The 26,931-nt window shown below is 55.8% G+C and carries 27 protein-coding genes and 1 pseudogene; 5 read left to right on the top strand and 23 right to left on the bottom strand.

Annotated features, from left to right (window positions below):
* Window positions 1–171: 171 nt before the first annotated feature.
* Both yidA and ABEH87_RS14165 read left to right on the top strand, forming a co-directional pair.
* On the top strand, window positions 172–981 hold the full coding sequence (gene yidA / locus ABEH87_RS14170; protein ID WP_346577044.1) for a sugar-phosphatase: 810 nt from the start codon (window positions 172–174) through the stop codon (window positions 979–981).
* Window positions 982–1,066: 85 nt separating this feature from the next.
* The gene (locus ABEH87_RS14165; RefSeq protein ID WP_346577043.1) at window positions 1,067–2,335 is read left to right on the top strand and encodes a DUF3748 domain-containing protein; all 1,269 of its coding nucleotides are present in this window, start codon (window positions 1,067–1,069) and stop codon (window positions 2,333–2,335) included.
* On the opposite strand, the gene ABEH87_RS14160 is transcribed toward ABEH87_RS14165, so the two are convergent.
* A complete protein-coding gene (locus ABEH87_RS14160) occupies window positions 2,316–2,678 on the bottom strand; it encodes a YceK/YidQ family lipoprotein (protein ID WP_346577041.1) in 363 nt (120 codons plus the stop codon). The two genes, ABEH87_RS14165 and ABEH87_RS14160, sit on opposite strands and share 20 nt — an antisense overlap.
* A 306-nt stretch (window positions 2,679–2,984) precedes the next feature.
* Between ABEH87_RS14160 and ibpA the strand changes: the two genes are divergently transcribed.
* The gene (gene ibpA / locus ABEH87_RS14155) at window positions 2,985–3,407 is read left to right on the top strand and encodes a small heat shock chaperone IbpA (protein ID WP_346577039.1); all 423 of its coding nucleotides are present in this window, start codon (window positions 2,985–2,987) and stop codon (window positions 3,405–3,407) included.
* A gap of 39 nt (window positions 3,408–3,446) precedes the next feature.
* Here the strand turns inward: ibpA and ABEH87_RS14150 are convergent, their stop codons facing one another.
* Window positions 3,447–4,703, bottom strand: a complete 1,257-nt coding sequence (locus ABEH87_RS14150) for a valine--pyruvate transaminase (protein WP_346577037.1) — start codon at window positions 4,701–4,703, stop codon at window positions 3,447–3,449.
* Window positions 4,704–5,075: 372 nt separating this feature from the next.
* On the opposite strand from ABEH87_RS14150, the gene ABEH87_RS14145 reads away from it, so the two are divergent.
* Window positions 5,076–6,284, top strand: a complete 1,209-nt coding sequence (locus ABEH87_RS14145) for an aldose 1-epimerase family protein (protein WP_346577035.1) — start codon at window positions 5,076–5,078, stop codon at window positions 6,282–6,284.
* Between the two features lie 104 nt (window positions 6,285–6,388).
* Here the strand turns inward: ABEH87_RS14145 and ghrB are convergent, their stop codons facing one another.
* From ghrB to ABEH87_RS14125, 4 genes are all read right to left on the bottom strand, one after another.
* A complete protein-coding gene (ghrB, locus tag ABEH87_RS14140; RefSeq protein ID WP_346577033.1) occupies window positions 6,389–7,354 on the bottom strand; it encodes a glyoxylate/hydroxypyruvate reductase GhrB in 966 nt (321 codons plus the stop codon).
* 86 nt (window positions 7,355–7,440) lie between these two features.
* The gene (locus ABEH87_RS14135) at window positions 7,441–8,727 is read right to left on the bottom strand and encodes an MFS transporter (RefSeq protein ID WP_346577032.1); all 1,287 of its coding nucleotides are present in this window, start codon (window positions 8,725–8,727) and stop codon (window positions 7,441–7,443) included.
* Between the two features lie 72 nt (window positions 8,728–8,799).
* Entirely contained in the window at window positions 8,800–9,753 is a 954-nt protein-coding gene (locus ABEH87_RS14130; protein ID WP_346577030.1) for a sugar kinase, read from the bottom strand.
* A 3-nt stretch (window positions 9,754–9,756) separates the two neighbouring features.
* Window positions 9,757–10,506, bottom strand: coding sequence for a sugar phosphate isomerase/epimerase (locus ABEH87_RS14125; RefSeq protein WP_346577028.1), 750 nt, complete (start codon window positions 10,504–10,506; stop codon window positions 9,757–9,759).
* Window positions 10,507–10,728: 222 nt separating this feature from the next.
* Between ABEH87_RS14125 and ABEH87_RS14120 the strand changes: the two genes are divergently transcribed.
* On the top strand, window positions 10,729–10,974 hold the full coding sequence (locus tag ABEH87_RS14120) for a hypothetical protein (RefSeq protein ID WP_346577026.1): 246 nt from the start codon (window positions 10,729–10,731) through the stop codon (window positions 10,972–10,974).
* Between the two features lie 32 nt (window positions 10,975–11,006).
* On the opposite strand, the gene ABEH87_RS14115 is transcribed toward ABEH87_RS14120, so the two are convergent.
* The 17 genes and pseudogenes from ABEH87_RS14115 to fdnG form a co-directional block, all read right to left on the bottom strand.
* Window positions 11,007–11,558 (bottom strand): hypothetical protein, encoded by a 552-nt coding sequence (locus ABEH87_RS14115; RefSeq protein WP_346577024.1) that lies wholly within the window; start codon window positions 11,556–11,558, stop codon window positions 11,007–11,009.
* A complete protein-coding gene (locus ABEH87_RS14110; RefSeq protein ID WP_346577023.1) occupies window positions 11,555–11,917 on the bottom strand; it encodes a tlde1 domain-containing protein in 363 nt (120 codons plus the stop codon). The genes ABEH87_RS14115 and ABEH87_RS14110 overlap by 4 nt, the downstream gene beginning before the upstream one ends.
* Window positions 11,918–11,928: 11 nt before the next feature.
* Window positions 11,929–12,177, bottom strand: a pseudogene (locus ABEH87_RS14105) (type VI secretion system tube protein Hcp); the annotation flags it as partial.
* A gap of 81 nt (window positions 12,178–12,258) precedes the next feature.
* A complete protein-coding gene (locus ABEH87_RS14100; protein WP_346577021.1) occupies window positions 12,259–12,861 on the bottom strand; it encodes a hypothetical protein in 603 nt (200 codons plus the stop codon).
* On the bottom strand, window positions 12,858–13,223 hold the full coding sequence (locus ABEH87_RS14095; protein ID WP_346577019.1) for a tlde1 domain-containing protein: 366 nt from the start codon (window positions 13,221–13,223) through the stop codon (window positions 12,858–12,860). The genes ABEH87_RS14100 and ABEH87_RS14095 overlap by 4 nt, the downstream gene beginning before the upstream one ends.
* Window positions 13,224–13,230: 7 nt before the next feature.
* A complete protein-coding gene (tssD, locus tag ABEH87_RS14090; protein ID WP_346577153.1) occupies window positions 13,231–13,716 on the bottom strand; it encodes a type VI secretion system tube protein TssD in 486 nt (161 codons plus the stop codon).
* 167 nt (window positions 13,717–13,883) lie between these two features.
* The gene (locus ABEH87_RS14085; protein ID WP_346577018.1) at window positions 13,884–14,912 is read right to left on the bottom strand and encodes a LacI family DNA-binding transcriptional regulator; all 1,029 of its coding nucleotides are present in this window, start codon (window positions 14,910–14,912) and stop codon (window positions 13,884–13,886) included.
* Between the two features lie 60 nt (window positions 14,913–14,972).
* Window positions 14,973–15,959, bottom strand: coding sequence for a LacI family DNA-binding transcriptional regulator (locus ABEH87_RS14080; RefSeq protein WP_346577016.1), 987 nt, complete (start codon window positions 15,957–15,959; stop codon window positions 14,973–14,975).
* A gap of 129 nt (window positions 15,960–16,088) precedes the next feature.
* A complete protein-coding gene (locus tag ABEH87_RS14075) occupies window positions 16,089–16,751 on the bottom strand; it encodes an OmpA family lipoprotein (protein ID WP_346577014.1) in 663 nt (220 codons plus the stop codon).
* A gap of 112 nt (window positions 16,752–16,863) precedes the next feature.
* Window positions 16,864–17,427, bottom strand: coding sequence for a DNA-3-methyladenine glycosylase I (tag, locus tag ABEH87_RS14070; RefSeq protein ID WP_346577012.1), 564 nt, complete (start codon window positions 17,425–17,427; stop codon window positions 16,864–16,866).
* A gap of 34 nt (window positions 17,428–17,461) precedes the next feature.
* A complete protein-coding gene (gene selB, locus ABEH87_RS14065) occupies window positions 17,462–19,300 on the bottom strand; it encodes a selenocysteine-specific translation elongation factor (protein ID WP_346577010.1) in 1,839 nt (612 codons plus the stop codon).
* Window positions 19,297–20,688, bottom strand: coding sequence for an L-seryl-tRNA(Sec) selenium transferase (selA, locus tag ABEH87_RS14060; RefSeq protein WP_346577152.1), 1,392 nt, complete (start codon window positions 20,686–20,688; stop codon window positions 19,297–19,299). The genes selB and selA overlap by 4 nt, the downstream gene beginning before the upstream one ends.
* Window positions 20,685–21,296 (bottom strand): glutathione S-transferase, encoded by a 612-nt coding sequence (locus ABEH87_RS14055; protein ID WP_346577009.1) that lies wholly within the window; start codon window positions 21,294–21,296, stop codon window positions 20,685–20,687. The genes selA and ABEH87_RS14055 overlap by 4 nt, the downstream gene beginning before the upstream one ends.
* A gap of 3 nt (window positions 21,297–21,299) precedes the next feature.
* The gene (gene fdhE, locus ABEH87_RS14050) at window positions 21,300–22,220 is read right to left on the bottom strand and encodes a formate dehydrogenase accessory protein FdhE (RefSeq protein WP_346577008.1); all 921 of its coding nucleotides are present in this window, start codon (window positions 22,218–22,220) and stop codon (window positions 21,300–21,302) included.
* Complete coding sequence (fdoI, locus tag ABEH87_RS14045; RefSeq protein WP_346577007.1) at window positions 22,220–22,870, bottom strand: formate dehydrogenase cytochrome b556 subunit; 651 nt, start codon at window positions 22,868–22,870, stop codon at window positions 22,220–22,222. The genes fdhE and fdoI overlap by 1 nt, the downstream gene beginning before the upstream one ends.
* On the bottom strand, window positions 22,867–23,757 hold the full coding sequence (gene fdxH / locus ABEH87_RS14040; RefSeq protein ID WP_346577006.1) for a formate dehydrogenase subunit beta: 891 nt from the start codon (window positions 23,755–23,757) through the stop codon (window positions 22,867–22,869). Before fdxH ends, fdoI begins: the two co-directional genes overlap by 4 nt.
* 3 nt (window positions 23,758–23,760) lie before the next feature.
* On the bottom strand, window positions 23,761–26,808 hold the full coding sequence (gene fdnG, locus ABEH87_RS14035; protein WP_346577004.1) for a formate dehydrogenase-N subunit alpha: 3,048 nt from the start codon (window positions 26,806–26,808) through the stop codon (window positions 23,761–23,763).
* Window positions 26,809–26,931 lie beyond the last annotated feature (123 nt).

The following is a 26,931-nucleotide window of genomic DNA, read 5'->3' as shown; positions in this document are numbered from 1 at the left end:
TGGCCTGCGATCGCCAGGTGCGTATTTTTACGTCGAAACGGGTGCCGTTGATGACGCTGGATAGCAGCCGCTTTACCCATTATTAACGCGCGGTTCATTTTGCCATCAGGCTGGTCATCGGCAGCTGAATCGCGCTAGCATGGTCACAAACTGTGAGCTAACGAGGATGGTATGGCGATTAAACTTATTGCGATTGATATGGACGGCACGCTGCTCAACCCGCAGCACGAAGTGACCCCACGAGTGAAGCAGGCGATCCAGGCAGCACGCGACAAAGGTGTGACGGTGGTGCTGGCGACCGGTCGTCCGTTTGTTGGCGTACAGCGCTATCTGGCGGAGCTGGGCCTGCAGCAGGAAGGTCAGTACTGCATCAGCAACAATGGTGCGCTGGTGCAGAAAGCCGATACCGGGGAATGTGTGGCGGAAGTGGCTGTCAGCTTCGACGACTATCTCTACTATGAGCAGATGGCGCGCGACCTTGGGGTGCATTTCCAGGCGCTGACTCAGACCCACCTCTACACCGCGAACAAAGATATCAGCCGTTTTACTATCCATGAAGCCAGCATGACCGGTATTCCGCTACGTTATCGCCCGGTGGAGGAGATGGACGCCTCTATGACTTTCCCGAAAGTTATGATGATCGACGAGCCGGCGCTGCTCGATGCGGCCATTGCCCGTATTCCTGCGGAAGCGCGGGCGCGTAATACCATTCTGAAAAGCTCCCCTTACTTCCTGGAGATCCTCAATAAGCAGGTGAACAAAGGGGCCGCAGTGAAAGTGCTGGCCGACCGCCTGGGTCTGCAACGTGAAGAGGTCATGGCGTTGGGTGACCAGGAGAACGATCTGGCCATGCTGGAGTTCGCCGGAACCGGCGTGGCGATGGGCAACGGTATCGATGCGGTGAAAGCGATTGCACAGTTCATCACTACTGCGAACGATGAAGATGGTGTGGCCGTGGCTATCGAGAAATTTGCCCTGTAATTATGGCCCTGCCTGACAGACGGCGGATACCCTAAATCCGCCGAATGCATTACCCTTAGCAAAACCGTGTTAAGGGTTCCCGCTCATGAAAGAAAAACAGCTGACTTTTGCCCCGCGTCATCACCAGTTAACCAACATTAACGTCTGGACCGCCGACTGCCAGTGGCTGGCGTATGACGTGCGCCCGAATGGCGCCTCTTTTACCGGCCTGACGATTGAGCGGGTGAACGCCCACAGTGGGGTGACGGAAGTGCTGTATCAGGCGCGGGATGGGGCACACGTCGGCGTGGTGACCGTCAGCCCCGACCTGCCGCCGCGCTATGTCTGCATTCACGGCCCGGAGCACCCGGACAGCCAGTGGAAATATGATTTCCACCACCGTCGCGGCGTGATCGTTCAGCACGGCGTGGCGGAAAATCTGGATGCCTGTGATATCACCCCGCCTTTTACCGCCGGGGCGCTGCGCGGCGGATCGCACGTGCATGTGTTCAGCCCGGACGGCTCTCGCCTGAGCTTTACCTATAATGACCACGTGATGCACGAATGGGATGTCGCTCAGGACCTGCGCAACGTCGGGGTAGCGGTGCCGCTGCATGCAGTGTGCCCGCCAAAACAACATCCGCGTGAATATGACGGCAGCCACTACTGCGTGCTGGTGAGCCGTACCACGGCCAGCCCGCAGCCGGGCAGTGATGAGATCAACCGTGCATATGAAGAGGGCTGGGTGGGGCATCAGGGCTATCTGCGCGCTGACGGCAGCCGTCAGCGGTGGGCGCTGGCCTTTATTGGCGATACCCTGGCGGCCAGCGGTGAAAAAGTCGCGGAGGTGTTTATCGTCGATCTGCCGGAAAGCAATGCCGCCTTCGCGATAGCCGGCGATGAACCGCTGGAAGGTCGCGAGCACCGCCTGCCGGCACCGCCGAAAGGGGTGCAGCAGCGGCGTCTGACGTTTACCGCAAACCGCAGGTTCCCCGGTCTGGCAAGCACGCCACGCCACTGGTTACGCAGCTCACCGGATGGCAGCGCCATTGCTTTTCTGATGAAGGATGATGCCGGAGTGGTACAGCTGTGGACCCTGTCCCCGCAGGGAGGAGAACCGGTGCAGATCACGCGCAGCCAGCATGGCGTTCAGTCGGCCTTCAGCTGGCATCCCGACGGTCAACGACTGGCGTTTGTCTGCGACAACAGCATCACCGTTTGCGACGTCACCAGCGGAGCGCTGCGGCGGCTCACTGCCCGCAGCGAGGTTGCCCCCGCCGCAGACGCGGTGGTGTTCTCGCCCGACGGGCTTTCGATAGCGTATTTACGTGACTGCGGCGAGTACCGTCAGATATTTACGGTGCCGGTGCGTTAACGGCGTAGGGCGCGATGGTTTCCTGCATAATCTCGTCGGTATTGTTTTTCTGCTCGCTGCGGCGCACCCGTTCACGCGGCGAGTCAATATCATCCGCGCGGAAATAGTCCAGCGGAATCAACAGCGTATCCATGACCGCAGAGAAGGGCAGATCAATGGCCGCCAGCGGTCTCATTACCCAGCCACTGTCTTTATCCGTTATGACATTTGCGCTGGCGCGCGTGCCGGGGTAATAGCCTTTACTGGGGCCGCTGTGCATCATCAGGCTTGAGCATCCGCTGGTACTGACCAGAGAAAGACAGACAATAAATCCGGTAACATGGCACTTCTTCAATGCTTTCATCTCGATAATCCCTTCCGTCATGGCAAGCCTGGCTGAGACTCATTGCCGGTGTGTAGGCGAACACTCGCCACTCTGCGGTAGCTGATACGTTGACCCGGCGAACTCATCCCTGAGTTTATGACATTCAATGCGATCGGGTGAAAAAATCGTAATTTCACCCCTTGAAAGCATCGTATCTATCACCATTTTACTATTACGCTCAGTGAAACCTGTGCCGACAGGGCAGTGTTTCCTGAGCTGACGACCCGTCCATCATGGAGGGCCGGCATCAATAACTGTAACTCGCTGACTATCAGGAGCTGAACTATGCGTAACTTCGACCTTGCCCCACTTTACCGCTCATCTATTGGGTTTGACCGACTGATCAATCTGCTGGAATCCAGCCAGAACCAGGGCTCCAATAATGGTGGTTACCCGCCGTATAACGTCGAGCTGGTGGCCGAAAACAGCTACCGTATCACAATCGCCGTAGCGGGTTTTGCCGAGAGTGAGCTGGAAATCACCTCGCACGATAATCTGCTCAGCGTACGCGGGTCGCACCCGGACGAGCAGTCAGAGCGCACCTACCTCTATCAGGGGATCGCAGAGCGCAACTTTGAGCGCAAATTCCAGCTGGCTGAACACGTCCACGTCCGCGACGCCAAACTGGAAAACGGCCTGCTGTATATCGACCTTGAGCGCATCGTGCCTGAAGCAAACAAACCGCGCCGTATTGAAATCGTGAAATAATACCGCGCTGTGAACGGGCCGCCATTGGCGGCCCTGGTTTTATGCCACCGCTTCCCGGTGTGCCCGCTCCACTTCCTCCGCCAGAATTCTGATCCCCTGTTCAATCTTGTCGCTGTCCGGCACGTAATTCATGCGCATGCACTGATGCGTGTGCGGCCACTCCTGCTCCAGTCCCGGAAAGAAGAGATGCCCCGGCACCATCAGCACGCCGCGTTTTTTCAGGCGCTGGTATAACACTTCGGTGGTTACAGGCAGATCTTTAAACCACAGCCAGAGGAAAATAGCCCCTTCAGGTTTGTGGATCAGGCAGCGATCGGGCGATAAATAGCGGCGAATGACCGCAATCGTCTGGGTAACGCGCTGCTGATAGAACGGCTTAATCACCTCTTCCGACAGGCGCAGCAGATCGCCCCGCTGGATCATCTCGTTGGCGATGGCCGGGCCAACGCTGCCGGGAGCCAGGCTGATAATGCCATTCATATTACTGACGGCGGAGATGACTTTTTCATCGGCAATGATGATGCCGCAGCGTGCGCCCGGCAGGCCGAGTTTCGACAGGCTCATGCACAGAATAATATTCGGGTTCCACAGCGGACGCGCCTCGCTGAAGATAATGCCGGGGAACGGTACGCCGTAGGCGTTATCGATGAGCAGCGGAATATCATGCTGCTGCGCCAGCGCATCCAGCTTGAGCAGTTCGTCATCGGTGATCACATTGCCGGTCGGGTTGGTCGGGCGCGATACGCAGATCAGGCCGGTATCTGCGCCGATATGCAGATGTTCGAAGTCCACATGGTATTTAAACTGGCCTTCCGGCAGCATTTCGATATTTGGCCGTGTTGAAACGAACAGATCTTCATCCAGACCGGCATCGGCGTAGCCGAGATATTCAGGCGCCAGCGGGAACAGCACGCGTTTTTTGCTGCCGTCAGCGCGATAACCGGCGTACAGATTAAACAGGTAGAAAAAGGCACTCTGGCTGCCGTTGGTCAGGGCAATATTTTCCGGCGCAATATCCCAGCCCAGCTGTTCACGCAGCAGGGTGGAAAGCGAATCCAGCAGCGTCGTTTTACCGCGGGGACCATCATAGTTGCACAGGGCTTCAGCCAGCTTGCCTTCATCATGCATTTGCTGAAATAGCTGCTGGAAATAGTCGTTCATCGCCGGGATCTGTGCGGGATTCCCCCCGCCGAGCATCACCGTGCCGGGAGTGCGTAAACCTTCACCCATATCCTCCATCAGGCGCGAAATACCTGTATGGCGCGTAAATTTTTCACCAAATGCCGAAAAGCTCATACCCTGTTAATCACTTGTTATTTCCAACGGGTGACCACCTTAACGCCAGCACAAGGTTGAATGCAATCCTCCGCCGCCGGGATCGCATTTACCCCATGCGGGTCACTGCTGCGTTGATGTGTGGATGGGGTCTGTTGCATGCATTTTTTTCAGGCTGAATCGTTTTAATTCCCCCGGACATTTACCCCCAATACCTCACATTTTTTTATGTAAATATAGCGTGAAGCGCATTTTTTAGTGATCTACTGCACGTTTAAACCAGTAAAAAATGCTAATAGATCAGTCGGTGATGGCTATCACGTTTTTATTCCACTCTGGTTTGTAGTCTGTGCTGCCATAACGCTTAATCAATTCAGCTACAGGACAAGAACCATGAAAAAAACACTTCTGGCAGGGGTAGTGATGGCGGTAATCAGCGGTCAGGCAGCAGCTCAGACCTGGTTGCTGACGGATGCTGAAACCAGTACGGAAAAGGGAAACTGGCAGGTGAGCAGCCAGCAGCTGAAGCTGGCGGGTGAAAGCTTCAGCATTGAGCAAAAAGTCCTGCACGGCGGCAAGCAGGAGGGTTCCAAAGTGCTGACCATTACCAGCAAAAACGGCCTGACCATCAGCCTCAGCCCGACGCGCGGCATGGATCTGCTCAAAGTGACGGGGCATGGCGTCCGCCTGGGCTGGGATTCCCCGGTGAAGGAAGTGGTTAACCCGGCTAATATCAATCTGGAAAGCCGTAACGGACTGGGCTGGCTTGAAGGCTTCAACGAAATGATGGTGCGCTGCGGCTTTGAGTGGACCGGTCACCCGGTGACTAAAGATGGCATGATCTACACGCTGCACGGTAAAGCGGGCAACACGCCGGCCTCTAAGGTTGAAGTGATCGTCGATGACAAGGCCCCGCATGAAATCCGCATTCGTGGCCTGCTGAAAGAGACCACCTTCAAAAAAGCCAACCTTGAAACCTGGACCGAGCTGCGTTACGTGCCGGGGTCCGATGCCTTCACCGTGCATGATGTGCTGACCAACCAGGCCGATTATCCGCACGACTACCAGATTATCTATCACAGCAACTTCGGTACGCCGATCCTGGAAAAAGACGCACGCTTTATTGCTCCGCTGAAATCCGTTTCGCCGTTTAATGACTACGCCAAAAAAGGGCTGGATGGCTGGAATGTCTACGGCGCACCGACCAAAGATTTTGATGAGATGGTGTTTAATCTGACGCCAAAAGCCGACAGCAATGGCAAAACTGTCGCAGCGGTCATCAACAGCAAGGGCGACAAAGGCGCATCGATTGAATTTGATACCCGCCAGCTTCCGCTGCTGACTATGTGGAAAAATACCGACACCCTGAAGCAGGGTTACGTGACCGGGATTGAACCAGGCACCAACTACGCCTATCCGGTGACGATTGAGAAAGAGCAGGGGCGTGTTAAACAGCTGCAGGCGGGCCAGAGCACTGAATTCACGCTGACCTACACGTTACTGAAAGATGCCAGCGCGGTGCAGAAAGTGGAACAGCGCGTGAAACAGATCCAGGGGGATGACACCGTCGCCATCGACGAAACGCCCATCGCGAAGGAATAACGGATAACGGGCCGATCGAAAAAGACGATCGGCCCCTGCGATGATGTTCAGGTGTGACTTACAGGGGTTGACCGTTTTTCAGGTCAACCCGGTTCAGTCAGCGGTTAACGCGGGTTAACGCAGTTCTTTTCCACCTTGCCGGTCAGCGCGGCAATCAGGTTCTCTACGGCATCCTTCGCCATCCCGTAACGCGTCTCATGTGTCGCGGAGCCGATATGCGGCAGCGCCACTACGTTGCGCAGCTGAAGCAGCTCTGAACTCACCGGCAGCGGTTCCTTTTCAAAGACATCCAGTCCTGCGGCGTGGATCGTGCCCTCTTTCAGCGCCGTAATCAGCGCCTGCTCGTCGACCACCGGGCCGCGTCCGGCGTTAATCAGCACCGCACTCTTCTTCATTTTCGCCAGCTGCTCACGACCGATCAGGTGGTGCGTTTGTTCCGTCAGCGGCAGGCTGATGCAAAGGAAATCGGACTCCGCCAGCAGCGTGTCGAGGTCGCAGTACTGTGCATCAAAGCGCTGTTCGGCTTCTTCATGGTGTTTGCGCGCGTTATAGAGTATCGGCATGCCAAAACCGAGGTGCGCACGCTGCGCCAGCGCCAGACCGATGCGGCCCATACCGAGGATGCCCAGCTTCTTGTGGTGGACATCAACACCGTACCAGTCAGGGGCAATACTTTTTTGCCACTCGCCAGCTTTAACGCGCTCCGCCATTTCCACCACCCGACGTGCGGTACTGAGTACCAGCGCCATCATGGTGTCGGCTACGGTTTCCGTCAGCACCGTGGGCGTGTGCATCAGCAGAACACCGCGATCGTTCAGTGCGGCTACGTCAAAATTGTCGTAGCCGACGGAAACGGTTGAGGCAACGCGCAGCTTCGGCATCTGCTGTAAAAATGCCGCATCCACTTTGCCACCGGAACCGAGAATTCCTTCGGCCTCGCGAAACGTCGCAGCGTGTGCGGCAAGCGTTTCCGGGCTCAGGTCTTTCACCTCGGTCACGCGAAAATGTTCATCCAGACGCGCACGCAAATCTTCAGGTAACGACTTATACAGCACCACAGAAGGTTTCATATGTTCTCCCTAAATCACATCAATTCATCAATAAGCCTGCACGCTCTTCAAACTGAAAACCGCCTCTGTCAGAGAGGCGGTGCCCGTTATTTGGAGGAGAGCGCGCCATCAGGCAGCGGCGACTGTTTATTCTGCGCGGGCTTGACGATCAGCGTCAGCCACACGGAAACCAGTAAAGCACTGCCCATAAAAATATACGAAGCCGACGGGCTGCCGGTGGCACCGTTGAGGTAGCCGACCACCCAGGAACCGAGGAAGGAGCCCAACGCACCCATCGCATTAATCAGCGCCATCGCCCCGCCGGCAACATTACGCGGCAGCATCTCCGGGATAATGGCAAAGAACGGACCATAAGGCGCATACATCGCCGCTCCGGCTATTACCAGCAGCGCATAGGACAGCCAGAAATTACCCGGCCCCACCAAATATGAGCCTAAAAAGGCCATGGCACCAATCAGCAGTAACGGCCAGACAAACAATTTGCGGTTTTGTAACTTATCCGAGGCCCAGGAGACGACAATCATCGCAATAGTGGCAGCCAGATAAGGAACCGACGACAGCCAGCCCGCTTCGACCATGCCCATCTGCGTACCGTTTCGCAGAATGGAAGGCAGCCACAGCACAAAACCGTACACGCCGATGCTCCAGGTAAAATACTGCGCACACAGGATAATGACGTTACGTGACTTAAAGGCTTCAGCATAGTTACGAACGGCTTTCAGGTTCTCCTGCTCTTTCTGTAGCTGCGCCTGGAGCGCGGCTTTTTCCGCATCGCTCAGCCATTTGGCCTGCGCCGGTTTATCCTGCACCAGGAACCACCACGCCACCGCCCAGATCACGGCCGGGAAGCCTTCAATGATGAACATTTCACGCCAGCCAAAGGCGTTGATCAGATAGCCGGACACCACCGACATCCACAGTACGGTCACCGGGTTGCCGAGGATCAGGAAAGTATTGGCGCGCGAGCGTTCCGATTTGGTAAACCAGTTGCTGATGTAGATCAGCATGGCTGGCATCACCGCCGCTTCCACCACGCCCAGCGTAAAGCGGATTGCCGCCAGCATCGGAATGTTACTGACCATGCCGGTCAGGGTGGCGCAGATACCCCATAAAATCAGGCACCAGAACACCAGTTTTTTTACGCTGCGCCGTTCGGCGTAGATCGCCCCTGGGATCTGGAAGAAGAAATAGCCGAGAAAGAACAGCGCACCCAGCAGTGATGACACGCCTTTGGTGATGCCGAGGTCTTCGTTGATGCCGGCGGCAGAGGCGAAGCTGAAGTTTGCACGATCAAGGTACGCCAGGCTGTAGGTGATAAACACGATGGGCATGATGTACCACCAGCGTTTAGGCGCGATTGTCTGATTTTTCATAAGTCTGATCCTCGGTGGCCGCATTCTGTTGTAGGGTTGATGCGGTTTGTTTTTTTCCGGGTCGTGACGGCGTCAGAAGTCACCCAGCGCAGCGCGCGTCGGTAACCCTTCGCTGTCACCGATCGCCTGAATGGCCAGTGAACCAATTTTGTTACCGCGCAATATCGCCGCCGGTAATGATTTTCCTTCCAGTAAGGCACTGATGATGCCGACGGCAAAACCGTCACCGGCACCGACCGTATCAATCACGTTATCCGTTCTGACGGCTGCCACCTGGCCGCTGTCGCCGTCGGCGGTTTTGTACCAGGCCCCGTCACTGCCGGTTTTAATCACCACCGCTTTGACGCCCATCGCCAGATAAAAATCGGCGATGGCTTCCGGCTGCGTGTGGCCGGTGAGGATCTGGCCCTCTTTAATACCCGGCAGCACCCAGTCGGCATACTGCGCCAGACCATTCAGCTGCTTCACCATCTCCGCTTCACCCGACCACAGCACCGGGCGCAGGTTGGGATCGAAAGAGACGGTTTTCCCTGCCGATTTCATTTCACGCGCCGCGTGCTGTAGCAGCGACAGCGAGCTGTCGGAAAGGGCCGCTGCCACGCCGCTCAGGTGCAGATGGCGCGCCGCAGCAAAATAGTCGGGGTTAAAGTCAGCGGTGGAAAGATGGCTGGCGGCTGACCCTTTACGGAAGTATTCCACCTGCGGGTCGGAGCCGTCATCAACTCTGGATTTCAGCTGAAAGCCCGTCGGAAAGCGGGAGTCGGTCGTCACCTGACGGCGATCGACACCCTCCTGATCCAGCTGCTGGCAGGTGAAGCGCCCGAAGGAGTCATCACCAATGCGGCTGACCCAGCCAACGTTCAGCCCCAGGCGGGCGAGCCCGATAGCGACATTCAGCTCGGCCCCGGCAATGCGTTTGGTGAACTGGCTGGCGCAGGCGAGATCGCCGCACTCTCCGGCAACGAACATCGCCATAGCTTCACCTATCGTGACAACATCCAGCGGGTTGTTAGCATCAGTACTCATGATTTACTCCTCACGCAGCAGGTCAACATAGTGGCGGGTGACCGCCACCAGGTCCGGCCCTTCCAGCGGAAATTCAATGGCGCGCGGCACGTCAGCAGGCAGCAGGGCCAGCGTTTCACGCCACAGATTATCGGCCTCATCCAGCGCCACAGCGCGCCAGCCGTCACTCTCAGGCACGGCGGCTTTAACATGGATATAGCTGACATAGCGGCTTAAACGTCTGGCGGCCTCAGGCGGTTGATCGCCCACCCACAGCCAGTTACCCATATCAAAGGTCATGCCGTTGCAGGTTCGGCTCTCACCGCAGGCGTGGAAGAAGCGGTCAAGATTAGTCAGCTTTCCGCACGCGGTCTGGTCGTTCTCCACCACCAGGTGTACTTTTTTCCCGGCAAGTTTGCTGCGCAACTGCTGACATTCGAAGGTTGGCTGATAGTGGCCCAGGGCATATTTTATCAGCTGGGCGTTAAGCTGCTCCGCCTCGGCAAAGTGCTGGTCCAGCCTGGGGTTCAGTGAGCCATCTTCCATAAATAAGGCTTCCGGCACCGAATAGAACGCAACCAGCCTGGCCGTATTGATGGCGGCAGCCAGCTCGGGCAGCGCGGTCAGCTCATGGGCCGTTAACAGTTCGCGCCTGATTTCCACGCCGTCTGCCCCGGCGGCGGCAATAATCGGTAACAGCGCCTGCTGTCCCCCCAGAGAGGCAACCTGCTGTTGCCCGTAGGCGGCGGTGACGACGATGATTTCTCTTTTCATTCATCCTTCCTGCATGGCATGTTCTGTCAAAAACGTTAAATGGAACCGGTTCCAAAAGATAGCAACAGAAGTGGAATTTATGATCGCGCTCACGATGTGCACAATTTGTGGCGGGGAAAGGTCTTAAAAGTGGGGCAAAACCAAAGGCCATTAAAGACTAAAAAACAATCGCTGTAAGACTATGATGCGAAGGTTGAGTAGCCTGTCAGGGAAGGTAATCGGATGAAAACGATCGACAAGAACAGCGACAATTATCAAGAGTTGACCCGTCAGATGGAATCTCTGCATCAGCAGATTGAACAAGCTATGCTGAGTAGCCCGTTAAGCGCGGAGGAGAAGATGGCGGTGCTGATGCGCTTTAATTTAACCATCATGCATGCCACGCGCGGCAGTTTTGTTGAAATGGAAATCTCTGACGGCAGTAAGATCTCCCTCCGGTTGCAGCCGCCTAAAGCGCTGACTCACTGAGGGCGTAAAAGGCGGGGAGAACCCGCCTTGAGTCAGTAACCAGGAATCACATTAATTCCCCATGTCAAAACACCTCGTGCTGCATCGGCAATTATCTCATCATAAGTATCATCAAGTTCTTTGAGGCATTTTTTGGCGGTTTCACCCGCAGCCAGTAGTGATTTGTGTGCTGAACTATAATAATTAAGATAAGATTTTTTCGTAACCCAGGGAAATAAACCTGTGCAAATGCTGCTGGTATCAAAAGAGTTTGAGTTTTTAGCGGTTTTTATATTTGATTTACTTGTTATTTTTAACGTTTCCAGAGGTTTTTTTACTAAAGCAAGTTGAGTGGCTAACATAAGTGAGTTAATGCGGTCGCTATTACTCACTTCTGCTAGCCAGGGAAGTATTGCAAGCCAGTCAGCGTTTCCATCTGCTATGTTTTTAATAACCACCACGTGCCAATAGGAAGCGGAGATGTTATGAGTAAGATATTGATAACCATGTCGGGAAACATTAAGTTTTATTTTTTCCGGTGTTAGCTCACTACTTATTGAAACTGAAGAAAAAATAAAAATTAATAGTGGAATTAATTTTTTCATGGCACCACCAGTAAACCTTCATCTCTGTGTCTCCATATTTCCCTTCTGAGTGAGGGAGGTAAGATAATACAGCCTTCAGATGCCGATCCGCCTGGTCCATATGTGCGCTCACCGTGAATGCGAAAAAGATCACGACCAAACATATTGTTGGACTCATCTGGCTGCAAAACCAGAGTAAGTGGGCCTTTGGTTTGAGTATTTTCTGTAATACGGTATCTCCCCTGAGGAATGGGTCCCAAACCTTTCACATGCTGACGTGAAGGATTATTTTTATTGGTCATTCTCCCTGAGTATCCAGAGGCTTTTAACTCGGAATCCCGAAACATTTCACCTGTACGTTGATGATATATCCATGTCATTGTTATCTTCCCTAAGCCGTTTTTCTTTCATTCCAACTATCGGTATGTTTTATATTTCCATCAATGTAAAGCCAACTGATTTTTTGATACACCATCTCGATATATTCAAAATGATTGTATTGTTCATTCCTAAAATCTTTGACGTCTGCCATTAATGGTATTATCCCTACTATTTTCACATTCTCTAATCTTGTAACGAAGTAGGGCTGCTCTTGACCGGTGTTATTAATTTTATACAAAATAAACTCTGCACATTTCAGTTCATCAAAGCCCAGCAGGCCATGCTGAGTATCCTGTTGAACACTGAGGGCGTAAAAGGCGGGGAGAACCCGCCTTTGGGTTCAGTTACTGGTGACTTGAGTATAAATGATGCCATCAACCAATCCGTTAGTGATGTAATAATTCACACCATTCAACTGAGTAAAATCATCTTCCATTTCTTTCTCACTAAAAAAAATGAGTACGCCATATTTAGGTTTATTTTTGACACCCCATGTTTTAGCTACTTTATTCCACGGTGTTTTGGGGTGGATGTTATTCAATGAAATAAATATTTTTTTATCAGTAATCTTACATGCTGATGATTTATCTAACGAAGAAATAGCTATGCCGGAGAGATAGCCGCGTTGCATTTCATTATCTGATAAAAACCAATAGGTACTGTTGGTAATGGGGGAGTTAAAGCATATCCATCCCGTAATGCCACTATTTTTTATATCTCCTCCTAAGGCCTTCTGAATGTCACTTAGTTTGTCTTTTTCAAATTCAACTTTTTTTCCATTGATTAAGATGGCAGGAATCACATTTTCTTTCGTAAGTAGTTCTGAACCAGAGGTTTCATCAAAGAGTTCGTATTTTTTTGCTATTCCAGTTAAAGGCGATATTTTTTCTGAATGACAAGAGAGTGATACTATGACTAAAAAAAATGTCATAATCTTTTTCATCTTACAATTAACTCCGTGTCGCCACTATTGTAAATGGCTTTGCGAACCGAGAGAGGAGCGATAATGCACCCATTAGAAGAGTCATCAGGATGTTTACTATTCATGCCATGAATTTTGAAAGCATCGCGGCCACACATATCACTACTACTTTTAGGGGTAAGACTCAGCGTATATTTTCCCGTGTGTGGTGAATTATAGGGCGCTCCGATAGTATAGTTTCCATGGGGTAATGGCCCTTTATTTATAATGCATTCCTTTGTGGGATCATCTTTGTATCCACCCGCACCAGCATAATTTGCTGGTAATCTGTTGCTACCATTATGCGTAAATGTGTGATCTCTGACATTATATTCCCAAGTCATAAATAGCTTATGTCCTTTCTAACCATGAGTCCGAGTGAATGATATTTCCTTTAATGAAATCCCAGGTTATTTTATTATATCGCAAGTCAATGTACTCATGGTGGTTGTGTTTCTCCCATGAGGTGTCCTTTATATCCATCATGAGAGGTGTTATTCCAGATACAATTACACCTTCAAGAGAAGTGGTGAAGTAATGCTCTTCTAGTCCTGTGTTATTAATCTTGTAAAATTTAAATTCCGCTTTTCTAATTTTTCTTCCATTTGTTAAGGATTGGTACAAATATGGAGAGGATGAATCGACCTCCTTCTCGAAGCTATAACTACTGTGCAATCTTTTCCCCATTATTTTTCCGCTAAAATTTTTAACGGGAAGTTCAATCGAGTGCATTAACTCCAAAACCTCAATGCTACCCTCTCTGTTTGTGATGTCGACATCACCTTTTATTAATTCCCCTTCCTCATCATAAAGAAAAAGATAAACTGGTATTGCCATCATTTACTCCCTGTAAATGTTGAAAAAACAGAAGTGAAATTATCAGTGAAAGATTAATTTTTCAATAGAACAGGTCGATTATTGCGATGCAGGTCGTATGATAAAAAACCCAACTTGAACGTTGGGTCTGTAGGTTTTATATAATATTACGTCTTCCACTAATTATATTATTGCCGTAGTTTTTTCGTCGATCCGCGCACGATCAGTTCACCGCTGAACAGCTGGTCATGTTTAGGCTGTTCATCACCTGCAATGCGTTTCAGGACCTGCTCCAGCGCGGCATAGCCGATCTGCCAGGTAGGCTGCTTCAGGGTGGTGATACCCACCCCGGCCAGCTCTGCCCATTCCAGTTCATCAAAACCCAGCAGGCCAATCTGCTCGCCCCAGTTAAGGTTCAGACGGCGCAGCGCGCGCGCCACCTGGAGTGTCAGCGCGCCGTTGACCACCATCACGGCACAGGGGGCTGTACGGTGGCGCTGGTAAAATTCGCTGAGAACCGCATCCAGCCGTGCGTTGTCACCCAGGGCAACTTCTGCCTGTTCAGCGGTCAGGTCAGGCTGCCGGGCCATGCGCTGCCGGAAACTGTGTACGCGCTCCAGCCGGGTATTGACCAGCCCCAGCGGTTCGCTGATAAACAGCAGCGCCCGGTAACCCTGGTCCAGCAGATGTTCGGTGGCCAGTATTGCCGCTGCGTGGTTATCCAGGCCGACCACATCACAGTCAAAATCCGGGATTTTTCGGTCGATCAGCGTCATCGGCAGCAGTGACTGTTGCAGCTGATTCAGCGCCGCTTCACGCATCCCCACGGCGTTAACTACCACGCCCTCAACCTGATAGCTGTTGAGCAGATTGAGATAGTGTTTTTCAAGATCGATTTCGTTATTGGTGTTACACATCAGCAGGGTAAAACCGTGGGTGCGGCACGCCGCTTCAATACCGCTCAACACATTGACCGAATAGGGATTGGTAATATCAGCAATGATCAGACCAATCAGTTTGGTGCGCCCGCGTTTGAGACCGCGCGCCATCTGGCTGGGGCGATAATTGAGCGTGGCGATGGCGGATTCAATGCGCGTTTTGAGGTCGGCGGAAAGCACCTCCAGTTCGCCATTGAGATAGCGTGAAACGCTGGTTTTTCCGGTGTTCGCGGCCTTAGCGACGTCGCTGATAGTGGCTTTAGCTGCCCTACGGTTCATGATGTTCCCTGATGAAGATAATGGCGCGAGACTACCACAACTGTCGCGTGACGGCAGCAATCAGGGAAGTTTCAGCTCGGGTTGCCAAAGAACCTGAAGCGTAGAGACATCATCCCCTTCAATCAGCCGCAGCACCATATCGGCCACCTGCTGTCCGACGTCCAGGCGGGTGGCCTGGGCAATGCTGGCCACCGGGTCGGCAATCACCGAATCGGCGGGCAGGCCGTCATACACCATCAGCTCAATGCGCTGCGGCCCGCTGAGCAAACCGGCTTCACGCAGGGCAATGGCTGCCCCGTCACCCAGCATATTGCAGTCCGCAATCACTGCCTGAGGCCGCAGTGGCTGCGCCAGCAGCTGCTGTGTCAGACGGTAGCCTTCCCGGCGCGTGGGTTCTGTCTGCCAGCAGGCGTCGTGCGGCAGACCGCGCTGTCCCACCGCGTCAAGAAACCCCTGGCGACGCTGGCTGACAAAGGTCTGATCGTGATGGCTCCCCAGCCAGGCGAGGCGTGTCAGTCCGCGATCGGCGTAATGTGCCACTGCAAGCTGTGGCCCGGTGTAGTTATCAAAATCGAACCAGGCATAGGGTTTATCCAGCTGGCTGCGGCCCAGCGCCAGGAAGGGAAAACCCAGCTGTTGCAGTTTGATCAGGCGGCTATCATGGCAGGCGGTATGGGCGACGATCAGCGCGTCCACGCAGTGACTGCGCAGCATACGCTGCATGCCTCGGTGGTCGTCGTGCGTGTCATCAGCGATGATCAGCAGATCGACGTCGGACCGTGCCAGCGACTGTGCAGTTGACCCCATCATTTCAACAAAGCTGATATCGTTAAATGGCAGAGGGGCTACCGGGAATAACAGGCCGACCGCATTAGCGCGCCCGGTTTTCAGCCGTCGTGCAACGGTATTGGGGCGATATCCGCGCCGTCTGGCTTCCTGTTCAATACGCAGGCGAGTCTCCTCAGCGACATCATCATAGCCATTGAGGGCGCGGCTGACGGTGGTAACAGAGAGGCCAAGGGCGCTGGCGATAGTTTTCAGTGACATGTTTGCAGGGGGTGATCAATTTCTGCGCAGGTTAGCATAAATTACCCAGGCTCTCTATCAGCGAGGCGCAATTATTCGCAGAACCAGGAATAATCGCCCCGGCGAAGTACGCCGGGGCAGTGCGGGTACTTACAGCGGGCTGAGTGTGACCTCAACGCGGCGGTTTTGCGCTTTGCCTTCTGCGGTACTGTTCGAGGCGACAGGGTTATCCGGCCCCATACCGCGGGTGCGTACGCGGTCTGCCGCCACACCCTGGGTGATCAATGAGCTGCCCACGGCGTCAGCACGCTGCTGGGAGAGGGTCATGTTCAGCTGACGCGAACCGCTGCTGTCGGTGTAACCCAGGATGTTAACGGCTGTTTTCGGATACTCTTTCAGTACCATGGCCACCCCGGTAAGGGTATTGGCACCTGCGGGTTTCAGGGTGCTGCTGCTGCTGTCGAAGGTGACATTATTCGGCATGTTCAGCACGATATTGTCGCCATTACGCGTGACGCTAACGCCAGTGCCTTTCATTTTTTCGCGCAGTTTCGCTTCCTGCACGTCCATGTAATAACCGGCACCACCGCCCAGTGCGGCACCGGCGGCCGCCCCAATCAGGGCTCCTTTACCGCGATCGTGTTTTGAGGAAGAAAGTACGCCTACGCCAGCGCCCAGTGCGGCACCGAGACCGGCACCAATGCCCGCTTTACCCGCTTCTCTCTCGCCGGTGTAAGGGTTAGTGGTACAGCCCGCCAGGGCAAGAGTACCGCTCAGCACCAGGGCAAGGGTCACTACGCTTTTATTCTTCATGGGGGTTCTCTCTCATTGCAGCATCTGGACAACGTTGCCCGTAAACGGGGCCATTATGCCGCTGAAATGTGAGGGAAATACGTAGTCTTATTCCCAATTTTGTAAATGAACGCTACTTCTTATTGTCAGGATGGCAAAAACAGCAGGTCATGTGCTCGCTGATCAGTCCACAGGCCTGCATGAAAGAGTAACAGGTGGTGGAGCCGACAAATTTAAAGCCACGCTTTTTCAGGGCTTTTGACAGGGCATCGGAAAGGGGGCTGGTAGTGGGGGCGCTGCGATAGTCGGTGAAACGGGTGACCTGAGGCTGATGGTCAACAAAATCCCAGATAAACGTCTTAAAAGGTTCGCCCGCCGCCTCCATCGCCAGCAGCGCACGAGCGTTGGCAATAATGGCCGCGATTTTGCCGCGATGGCGGATAATTCCGCGGTCCTGCATCAGGCGTTCGATATCGTCTTCATCCATGGCGGCGACCGCCTGCACGTCAAAATGATGAAACAGACGGCGATAATTTTCGCGTTTTTTCAGCACGGTGAGCCATGATAACCCGGCGACCTGGCCTTCCAGGCAAATCATCTCGAACAGGTCCTGCGTTTCCGTCAGCGGCACGCCCCATTCGTTATCATGATAGGCGATGTATAACGGATCTTCTGATACCCAGCCACAGCGTTGCATTGACTCATCCTTTACTGTTCATTTAAACAGTATATTAACGAAACATCTGGCTGTCGCGCAATAAGTGTTCGTTGCCTTTGCGGCGGGTAAAGCCACAGCGGTCAAAATATTCGAGGATCTGTACCGCCAGCTTACGGCCAATGCCCAGCTGGTCACGAAAATCTGCGGCACCGGTGCTGAGATGTAAAGCCGCACGCTGGCGGATGATATCGGCAAAGCGGGTAATCTGCGCCTGGCTGTAATAGCGGTCTTTGACAATCGCCGTGATGACGCCGTTCTGTGCGGCTTTGTGCAGCGTATGGCGCATCAGCGGCTCCGCAGCGCCGAGCTCTGCGGCCAGATCGCGCACCCACCACGCTTCGCTGGCGAACAGCGGCTCTGCCTGCTGCCACAGCGCGGCCTCCCGGTCATCAAAACTCATGCTGAAATCAGGCAGGTGGAGCCAGCCGTGGTTGTTAAGCAGTTTTTCCTTATCCAGCAGGGCGTTGATGAGATCAAACACCAGCGTCTGCGGCTGGTTGGGCAGGGCGATCCGCCGCAGATGATCGCGGCCAATACCGGGGCGATCGTCGTGATCGCGATGATAATTGTCCAGCGCGGTCAGCAGGTTCTGCTGCCACTCCTGCTGCCGTTTTTGTGGCAGGAGGTAACCCCCGGCCGCGGCGGGCATCACCTCGCTCAGGACATCAGAGACGCTGCCGCTGGTCAGCTGCAACAGCCAGCACAGCTCGGACAATGAATAAGGGCGCTGTTCCAGCAGCAGGCTGACTCTCTCTGCCTCGCTGTCGGCGTTTTCCAGCTGCCTGAGCCAGGCAATAAATTCGGGCTGGCGCTTGCCGCGTTTCGGTGGCGTCAGCAGCAGCACCCGTGCCCCGGCCAGCGTCTGGCGCGCGCTGATATCACGCAGGATCAGCCGGTCGTTATCGGTCAGCCACAGCGGTTTATCGAGCAGCAGCTCGGCAAGGTTATCCTGCAACAGTGACAGGCGCCCGGTGATATGACGGGCGGCGTGATGCAGATGCAGCGGTTGCCCCTGGCGCAGCGGATGATGCAGCGTCAGGCTGACAATCACCCGCGTACAGGGCTCTGCCGGGGCTTCTGTCAGCAGCCAGTCACCGCGCGTGACGTTCTCTTTTTCTACCCCACCGCTCAGATTCAGGGCGATACGCTGCCCGGCATGGGCCTGTTCTGTCGGTTGGTTCTGGGCATGAAGCCCGCGCACCCGCACCGCTTTGTTCATCCCGGTCAGCCACAGGGTGTCTCCGACGCTGACCTGGCCGGACAGCGCGGTGCCGGTCACCACCACTCCGCAACCTTTAACGTTGAACACCCGATCGATCGCCAGACGAAAACTGCGGCCTTTTTCCTGCTGCCGTGTCGGCAGCTGACGCAGGTGATCGCTCAGCGCCGCGATGCCTGCCCCGCTGAGCGTGCTGGTGGCGAACAGGCTTATATGCTGCCAGCCAAGCTGTTGCGTCAGCAGGTGCACCTGCTGCTCCACTTCTGCCAGCCTTGCCCGATCCACGCTGTCGCATTTGGTCACCGCGACGGTCAGCGAGGGCTGCCCGCTCAGCTGCAGGATCGCCAGATGTTCACGGGTTTGCGGCATGATGCCGTCATCGGCGGCGACCACCAGCAGCGCGTGATCGATGCCGCCGATGCCGCTCAGCATGTTGTTGAGAAATTTTTCATGGCCGGGGACATCAATAAAGCCGATGACCTGTCCGTCGTCCTGCGGCAGCCAGGCATAGCCGAGATCGATGGTCATACTGCGCGCTTTTTCTTCCGGCAGGCGGTCAGCATTGACGCCAGTCATGGCCTGTAACAGCGACGTTTTGCCGTGATCGACATGGCCGGCAGTGGCAATAATCATACGGATATCATCCTGATAAAGAGTGCTTCATCTTCCAGCGTTCGCAGGTCAAACCACAGGCTGCCATCGTGAACACGTCCGATAATCGGCACGTCACCCGATCGCAGCCTGGCGGCCAGTGTCATTAGCGTACTGCCGCTGCCGTCCAGCGGCGTGAGCGTGAGTGCGATGGAGGGCAGCCGCTCAACAGGCAGCGAGCCGCTGCCGATTTGTGACTGGCATTCAGCCGTATCCACCCGGAACTGCCCCGCCAGCGCCGCCTGCAACGGGGGCAACAGCCGCTGTGCCTGGTGGGCAATGTCGGACTGAGTGCGGGTCAGCAGACGCAGCGTCGGCAGTTCGCTTGCCAGTTTTTCCGGATGCAGGTAGAGCTGTAACGTCGCTTCCAGTGCTGCCAGCGTCATTTTATCCACCCGCAGAGCACGCTTCAGCGGATGCTGCTGCAGGCGCTCAATCAGCGCTTTTTTACCGACGATAATGCCGGCCTGGGGGCCACCCAGCAGCTTGTCCCCGGAGAAGCTCACCAGGCTGACTCCGGCGGCTATCAGCCGCTGTGGCATCGGTTCCGGCGGCAGACCGTACTGGCTGAGGTCAGTCAGAGAACCGCTGCCGAGGTCGCTGATCGCAGGCAGGTTCAGCGCCTCGCCCAGCTCCACCAGTTCGGCTTCGCTGACGGCCTGAGTAAATCCCTGCACCTGATAATTACTGGTATGCACCTTCATCAGTAGCGCGGTCTGTTCCGTCACCGCCTGACGATAATCTTTCAGATGGGTACGGTTAGTGGTACCGACTTCACGCAGCGTACAGCCTGCCTGCACCATCACGTCGGGAATGCGGAATGCGCCGCCAATCTCCACCAGCTCGCCGCGCGACACCACCACTTCTTTGCCCGCGGCCAGCGCCGCCAGCATCAGCAGGACTGCCGCCGCATTGTTGTTCACGATGCAGGCGTCTTCTGCCCCGGTCAGGCGGCACAGCAGGCGGGCGACGGCCTGGTCCCGGTGGCCGCGCTGAGCCTCATCCAGAGCATATTCAAGGGTGACTGGCGCACGCATCACGCGGGTCACGGCGCTGACGGCCGCTTCCGAAAGCGTGGCGCGCCCGAGATTGGTATGCAGAACCGTCCCGCTGAGATTGAGGACCGGTTGCAGGCCGCTGGTATGGCTTTTCTGCAATCGCTGTGCGGCGTACTGCGCCCAGTCGCTGCTCCAGGCGGGGAGTTGCTGATACTGCCGGATATGCTGGCGCGCCTGTTGCTGCAGCTGGCGCAGCACATCCACCAGCTGGCTGTGGCCCCATGAGTGGCCCAGCGCCTGAAACGCGGGCTGACGCAGCAGGTTGTCAATGGAAGGAAGTTGGCTGAACAGTGTCTTCATCGGTTGGCTCAGTTAGCGGGGGGCTCCGTACGGGCAAAACTGTCTCGCTGGAATAGCGTGGTCGCGAGTTTTACCAGCGCCGGGCGATTGACGTTCCAGCCGGGCGCGACGCGACGAAAATTCAGGTATCCCAGGGTGCAGGCGGTGGCGATATCCGCCAGCGTGATCTGTTCACCGTTCAGCCATTTTTTCTGCACGGCCGCCGCCTCCAGCGCATCCAGCCCACGCTGAATTTTATCGCGCTGGCGCAGCATTTCGCTGGCAGACTGCTGGTCCGGATCTTTCTGCTGTTCGCGGACAATCAGCAGCGCGGCGTCGCAGATGCCATCGGCCAGGGTTTCCAGCTGACGGACTTCCAGCTGGGCGCGGGGTTCGACGGGCAGAAAGGCCGGATCGATATGCAGTTGCTCAAGGTAAGCTGCGATAATCGACGAGTTGTACCAGACTTCATCGTCATCACTGACCAGCGCCGGAACCTTGCCCAGCGGGGTGTAGTCCTTCACCTGGCTGCCTTCGTGCCACGGCGATTCGTTGATGAACTCGAAGGTCACCCCTTTTTCCAGCAGCATCACTGAAATCTTACGAACGTACGGGCTGGTGTAATTGCCGATCAGCTTCATAGGCTACTCCCCTGGGAATAAAAATGGATTCAGACTGCTGCGCGCAAAGCCTTCCTGCTCCATGCGGGCATCAAGGATTAACGACGCCAGATCGTCAGCCACCGGCTCGACGGCCGGATCTTTTTCCTGATACAGCATCTTCAGATAGGTGCCGCAGTCACCGCAGCTTTCCGCCTTAATCGCCGCATTCTCATTATCCAGTGACCAGTAGTGCAGATCCTGCGTCTGCTCGCAGTTACTGCATTTGGCGCGCACCACGTGCCATTCGCTCTCGCACAGATTGCAGTGCAGGTAGCGCAGACCGCTTTTACCGCCCATATGGATCACGCTGGAAACCGGTACGCTGGCGCACACCGGGCAAAACTGGCGCTGTTCGCCCGCCTCTGCCCGTGCTTTGCCGGGGATCAGCGCCGCCATCTGTGCCCAGTAGAGCGACAGAGCGGCCCAGATAAACGGGGATTTATCGCTGCTGACCCGGGCGAATTCGCTGGCAAACAGGGCGCTGGCCATCGCCTCCAGCTCGGCGGAGGAGGCCTTTTCCAGGTTCTCCAGCACCGACAGCGCCTGGCCGGACATCTCCGGTTTCAGCTCGGCGATCAGGGAATGCAGCAGGCGCTGCCAGTGCGCATCGCGCGCCAGCATGTTGATATCCAGCGGCGGCTTGCCGAGGCGGGCGCTCTCCTCCAGTCGGGCGCGCAGATCCATCTCCAGCGGATGGTCGTACAGCACGATCTCCTGAGCGGTGGCAATCACCGCAGCAAAGCGCAAATAATCACCCAGCGGGTTTTTCTCCGCCAGCTGCCGCAAACGGGCAGCACGACGGCTGTATAACTGCTTCAGCTGAGGGAAAAGTAACGGCGGGATCATCTCCGCCGCAGGGGGACTTTTCTCCAGCTGCTCCTGTGGGATAATGCGAATCGTCATCAGGGACCTTTTTCCTGTTGTTTTGAGCCAGTTTGCTGCTCGCGCAGGGTGCGATACCAGCGCGGGTGATGTTTTCTGGCCCAGGAGGTGGTGACCCAGCCCTCAACCATCGCGGTAAGGGTGCCTTTCACCCACAGCGCGGCGTAAACATGCACCATAATCACCACGATCAGCACCACGGCAGAGACCGAATGCACCAGCAGCGCGACGCGTATTAACGGGATGCTAAACCAGGCTGCCAGGTAGGGCCGCCAGATCGCTATCCCGCTGGCCAGCAGCAAAATTAAACTGATTATCGCTGCCCAGAATACGCACTTCTGACCGAAATTATAGCGCCCGGTATCGCCCACTTCCTCGTTCAGGGCAATTTTATGGATATTTTTTGCCCAGATAATGTCCTCGCGGTCGATCAGGTTGTGCCGCCAGTAGCGGAAAAACATCAGCAGGAAACAGGCAAACATCACCACCCCGACGAACGGATGCAGGATGCGCGCCAGCTGCGGCGTACCGAGAATCTGCATCAGCCAGTTAAAGGATGGGAAGAAAAAGCCCAGCCCGCTGACGGCGGCGAGAATAAAGCAGATGGCCACCAGCCAGTGATTGATGCGTTCAGGCGCGCTGTAGCGCTGAATACGTTGACGTGACTTCATGGGCGTTCCTCCGTGTCTTCTTCATCCTCTTCTTCCACCCGGTTCGGCCCGACGCCGACATAGTGGAACACCGAGGCGGCAAAGGTCGCGGCGAAGCCAATAGCGGCCAGGGGTTTCCATATCCCTTTCCAGAAGGTCACTGCCGGGCTGATAGCCGGGGAGTCCGGCAGACCGTGATACAGCGTTGGCCGGTCGGCGTGGTGCAGTACGTACATCACGTGGGTCCCGCCCACGCCCTCCGGATCATACAAACCGGCGTGGGCATAACCCCGGCTGTTCAGTTCGCTGACGCGCCCCGCCGCCACCTCTTTCATCGCTTCTTTACTGCCGAAGTGAATGGCACCGGTCGGGCAGGTTTTCACGCAGGCCGGTTCCTGGCCAACCGTAACCCGATCCACGCACAGGGTACATTTGTACACCTTGTTGTCCTGCGGATTGAGGCGCGGCACGTCGAACGGACAGCCGGCAATGCAGTAGCCGCAGCCAATGCACTGATCGGACTGGAAGTCGACGATGCCGTTAGCGTACTGGATGATCGCTCCCTCCGACGGGCAGGCCTTCAGGCAGCCCGGATCGGCACAGTGCATACACCCATCCTTGCGGATCAGCCACTCCAGCCTGCCGTTTTCCTCCACTTCGGAAAAACGCATCACCGTCCATGATTTGGCCGTCAGATCTGCCGGGTTATCGTACACCCCAACGTTATGCCCCACCTCGTCACGGATGTCGTTCCACTCCGAGCAGGCCACCTGGCAGGCTTTGCAGCCAATACAGGTGGTGACGTCGATCAGCTTCGCCACCTCCTGCTGGTGGTCGCGCGCGCGCGGGGCGGGTGTCGCGCCGTTGGTCGCCGAGCGGCGGATGATGTCCTGAGTTTGATAAGCCATCGTTTACACCTTCTCCACGTTAACCAGGAACGCCTTGAACTCCGGCGTTTGCGTATTGGCATCGCCAACGAACGGCGTCAGGCTGTTTGCGAGGAAGCCTTTCCTGGCCACGCCCATAAAGCCCCAGTGAATCGGAATGCCGATGGTATCGACCTGCTTACCGTCAACGGCCAGCGTACGCAGGCGTTTTGTCACCACGGCCACCGCTTTGATGTAGCCACGCTTAGAGCTGACTTTGACGGTATCGCCCTGTTTAATACCGAGCGAACCGGCCAGCCGCTCACCGATTTCAACGAACTGCTGCGGTTGTGCAATGGCGTTCAGCAGCGAGTGCTTGGTCCAGTAGTGGAAATGCTCCGTCAGACGATAGGTGGTGCCGACATACGGGAACTGGGCGGCTTCGCCCATCGCGTTCAGGTCGTCGGGGAAGATGCGTGCCGCCGGGTTAGAGATTACGCCCGGATGCAGCGGGTTAGTGCCTATAGGGGTTTCAAACGGCTCGTAGTGTTCCGGGAACGGTCCTTCCGCCATTTTATCCAGCGCGAACAGGCGGCCCATGCCTTCCTGCTGCATGATAAACGGCCCGACATCGCTGCCCGGAGGCGCGGCGCTGTAGTCGGGAATATCATCCCCGGCCCATTTCGCGCCATCCCACTTGATCAGCTGGCGTTTCGGGTCCCACGGATTGCCCATCGGATCGGCGGAGGCGCGGTTATACAGAATGCGGCGGTTGAGCGGCCATGCCCAGCTCCAGCCCGGCGTATTGCCTAAGCCGTGCGGATCGCTGTTGTCGCGCCGTGCCATCTGGTTACCTTCTGGCGTCCAGCTGCCGGCGAAGATCCAGCAGCCGCTGGCAGTACTGCCGTCGGCGCGCAGCTGCGCAAAACTGCTGAGCTGCTGGCCTTTTTTCGCCAGCACCGTACCTTTATCATCGACCAGATCGGCCAGCGCCCGGCCGTTGCTCTCCATCGCCACCTCTTCCGATGCCGGAGAGTCCGGCGTCAGATAGTTCCAGCTCATGTTCAGCACGGCTTCCGGCAGCGCGCCGCCCTCATCGGCATACATCTGGCGCAGTCGCAGATAAATACCGGCAAGGATTTCGCCGTCGTTACGTGCGTCCCCCGGACCATCCGCGCCTTTCCAGTGCCACTGCAGCCAGCGCGCCGAGTTAACGATAGAACCGTTCTCTTCGGCAAAACAGGTGGAAGGCAGACGGAATACCTCAGTCTGGATCTGCGACGGATCGGTGCGGTTATATTCACCGTGATCCTGCCAGAAGTTCGCCGTTTCAGTATCGAGCGGATCGATGGTGACCAGGAACTTCAGCTTCGCCAGCGACTCGCCCACTTTCTGCTTGTTCGGGAACGAGGCCAGCGGGTTAAAGCCCTGACAGAGATAGCCGTTCACTTCACCGCGATGCATCATGTCGAAGTACTGCAGCACGTCGTAGCCTTTATCCCACTTCGGCAACCAGTCGAAGCCCCAGCTGTTTTCCGCCTGGGCTTTGTCGCCGTAAAATGCCTTCATCATGCTGATGAAGAACTTAGGATAGTTACCCCAGTAGTTCACCTGCTCCGGCAGCAGCGGTTTTGGCGTGTTAGCCGTCAGGTAGGTTTGCAGGTCGGTCTGCTTGTCTGACGGCAGCGTCATATAGCCCGGCAGGCTTTGCGACAGCAGGCCAATATCGGTCAGGCCCTGAATATTGGAGTGGCCGCGCAGGGCGTTAATCCCGCCGCCTGCCATCCCCATATTGCCCAGCAGCAGCTGGATCATCGCCATGGTGCGGATGTTCTGCGCCCCGACCGAGTGCTGCGTCCAGCCCAGCGCGTACAGGAAGGAGGTGGTCAGGTTCGGCGCGCTGGTTTCCGCCAGCATGGCGCACACCTTCAGGAAGTCGGCCTGCGGCGTACCACAGATATTTTCGACCACTTCCGGGGTGTAACGGCTAACGTGTTTCAGCAGCAGGTTATAGACGCAGCGCGGGTGAGCGAGCGTGTTGTCACGCTGCGCAAAGCCCTGCTCATCCAGTTCATAGTGCCAGCTGGTTTTATCATAGCTGCGCGTTTCCGGGTCGTAGCCGCTGAAAAGACCGTCGTCGAAGCCGAAATCCTCACGCACGATCAGGCTGGCGTTAGTGTAGGCCGAGACGTACTGGTGCTGGATTTTATCGTTTTCCAGCAGATAGCGGATAACGCCCGACAGGAAGGTAATGTCGGTGCCGGAGCGGATCGGCGTATAGAAGTCAGCCACCGAGGCCGTACGCGTAAAGCGCGGATCGATGACAATCAGTCTGGCGTTGTTATGGATTTTGGCTTCCATCGCCCAGCGGAATCCTACCGGATGCGCTTCAGCGGCGTTGCCACCCATAACCACAATCAGATTCGCATTGCGGATGTCGACCCAGTGATTGGTCATCGCACCGCGACCGAACGTTGGAGCAAGACTTGCTACCGTAGGTCCGTGTCAGACGCGCGCCTGGTTGTCGACGGCAAGCATGCCGAGCGAACGGGTCATTTTCTGGGTGAGATAGCCGGTTTCATTGCTGGCAGCCGAGGCACACAGCATCCCGGTGCTCAGCCAGCGGTTAACGGTCACCCCGTCTTTGTTTCTGGCAATGAAGTTGGCATCACGGTCGGCCTTCATCAGCCTGGCGATGCGGGTCAGGGCGTCATCCCAGCTGATAGGCTGCCACTTATCGGAACCGGCGGCACGATAAGACGGCGTTTTCAGGCGGTTTTCACTATGAATGAAGTCAAGCAGGCCTGCCCCTTTCGGACAGAGTGCGCCGCGGCTTACCGGATGGTCCGGGTCCCCTTCAATGTGAAAAATGTTCTCTCTGGCATTTTTCGCCCCGTCGCCCATGCTGTACATCAACAGCCCGCAGCCTACGGAACAGTAGGTACAGGTATTCCGCGTTTCGCGGGCGCGCAGCAGCTTATACTGGCGGGTTTCAGCGAGTGCGGTGGCGGGCATAAAGCCCAGGGCGGCAGCGGTGGTGCCCGCCATGCCCCCCGCACATATCTTGAAAAATCGTCTTCTGCTGACATTCATAGCGTCATTCCTGTTTTGACCTGATTCAACTACTTTTACGGCTCTAATATGAGATGCTCACAACTGGCGCGGTAATTTTTAAGCGCAGGGTTACAATAATACCACAACAACTATGTGGTTGAT

Origin of the sequence: Erwinia sp. Eh17-17 (genome assembly GCF_039675725.1) — a bacterium.
In the GTDB taxonomy this organism is placed as follows: Bacteria; Pseudomonadota; Gammaproteobacteria; order Enterobacterales; family Enterobacteriaceae; genus Erwinia.
Note: the sequence above shows the minus strand (reverse complement) of the source record. Positions and strands in the feature narration are given on the sequence as shown.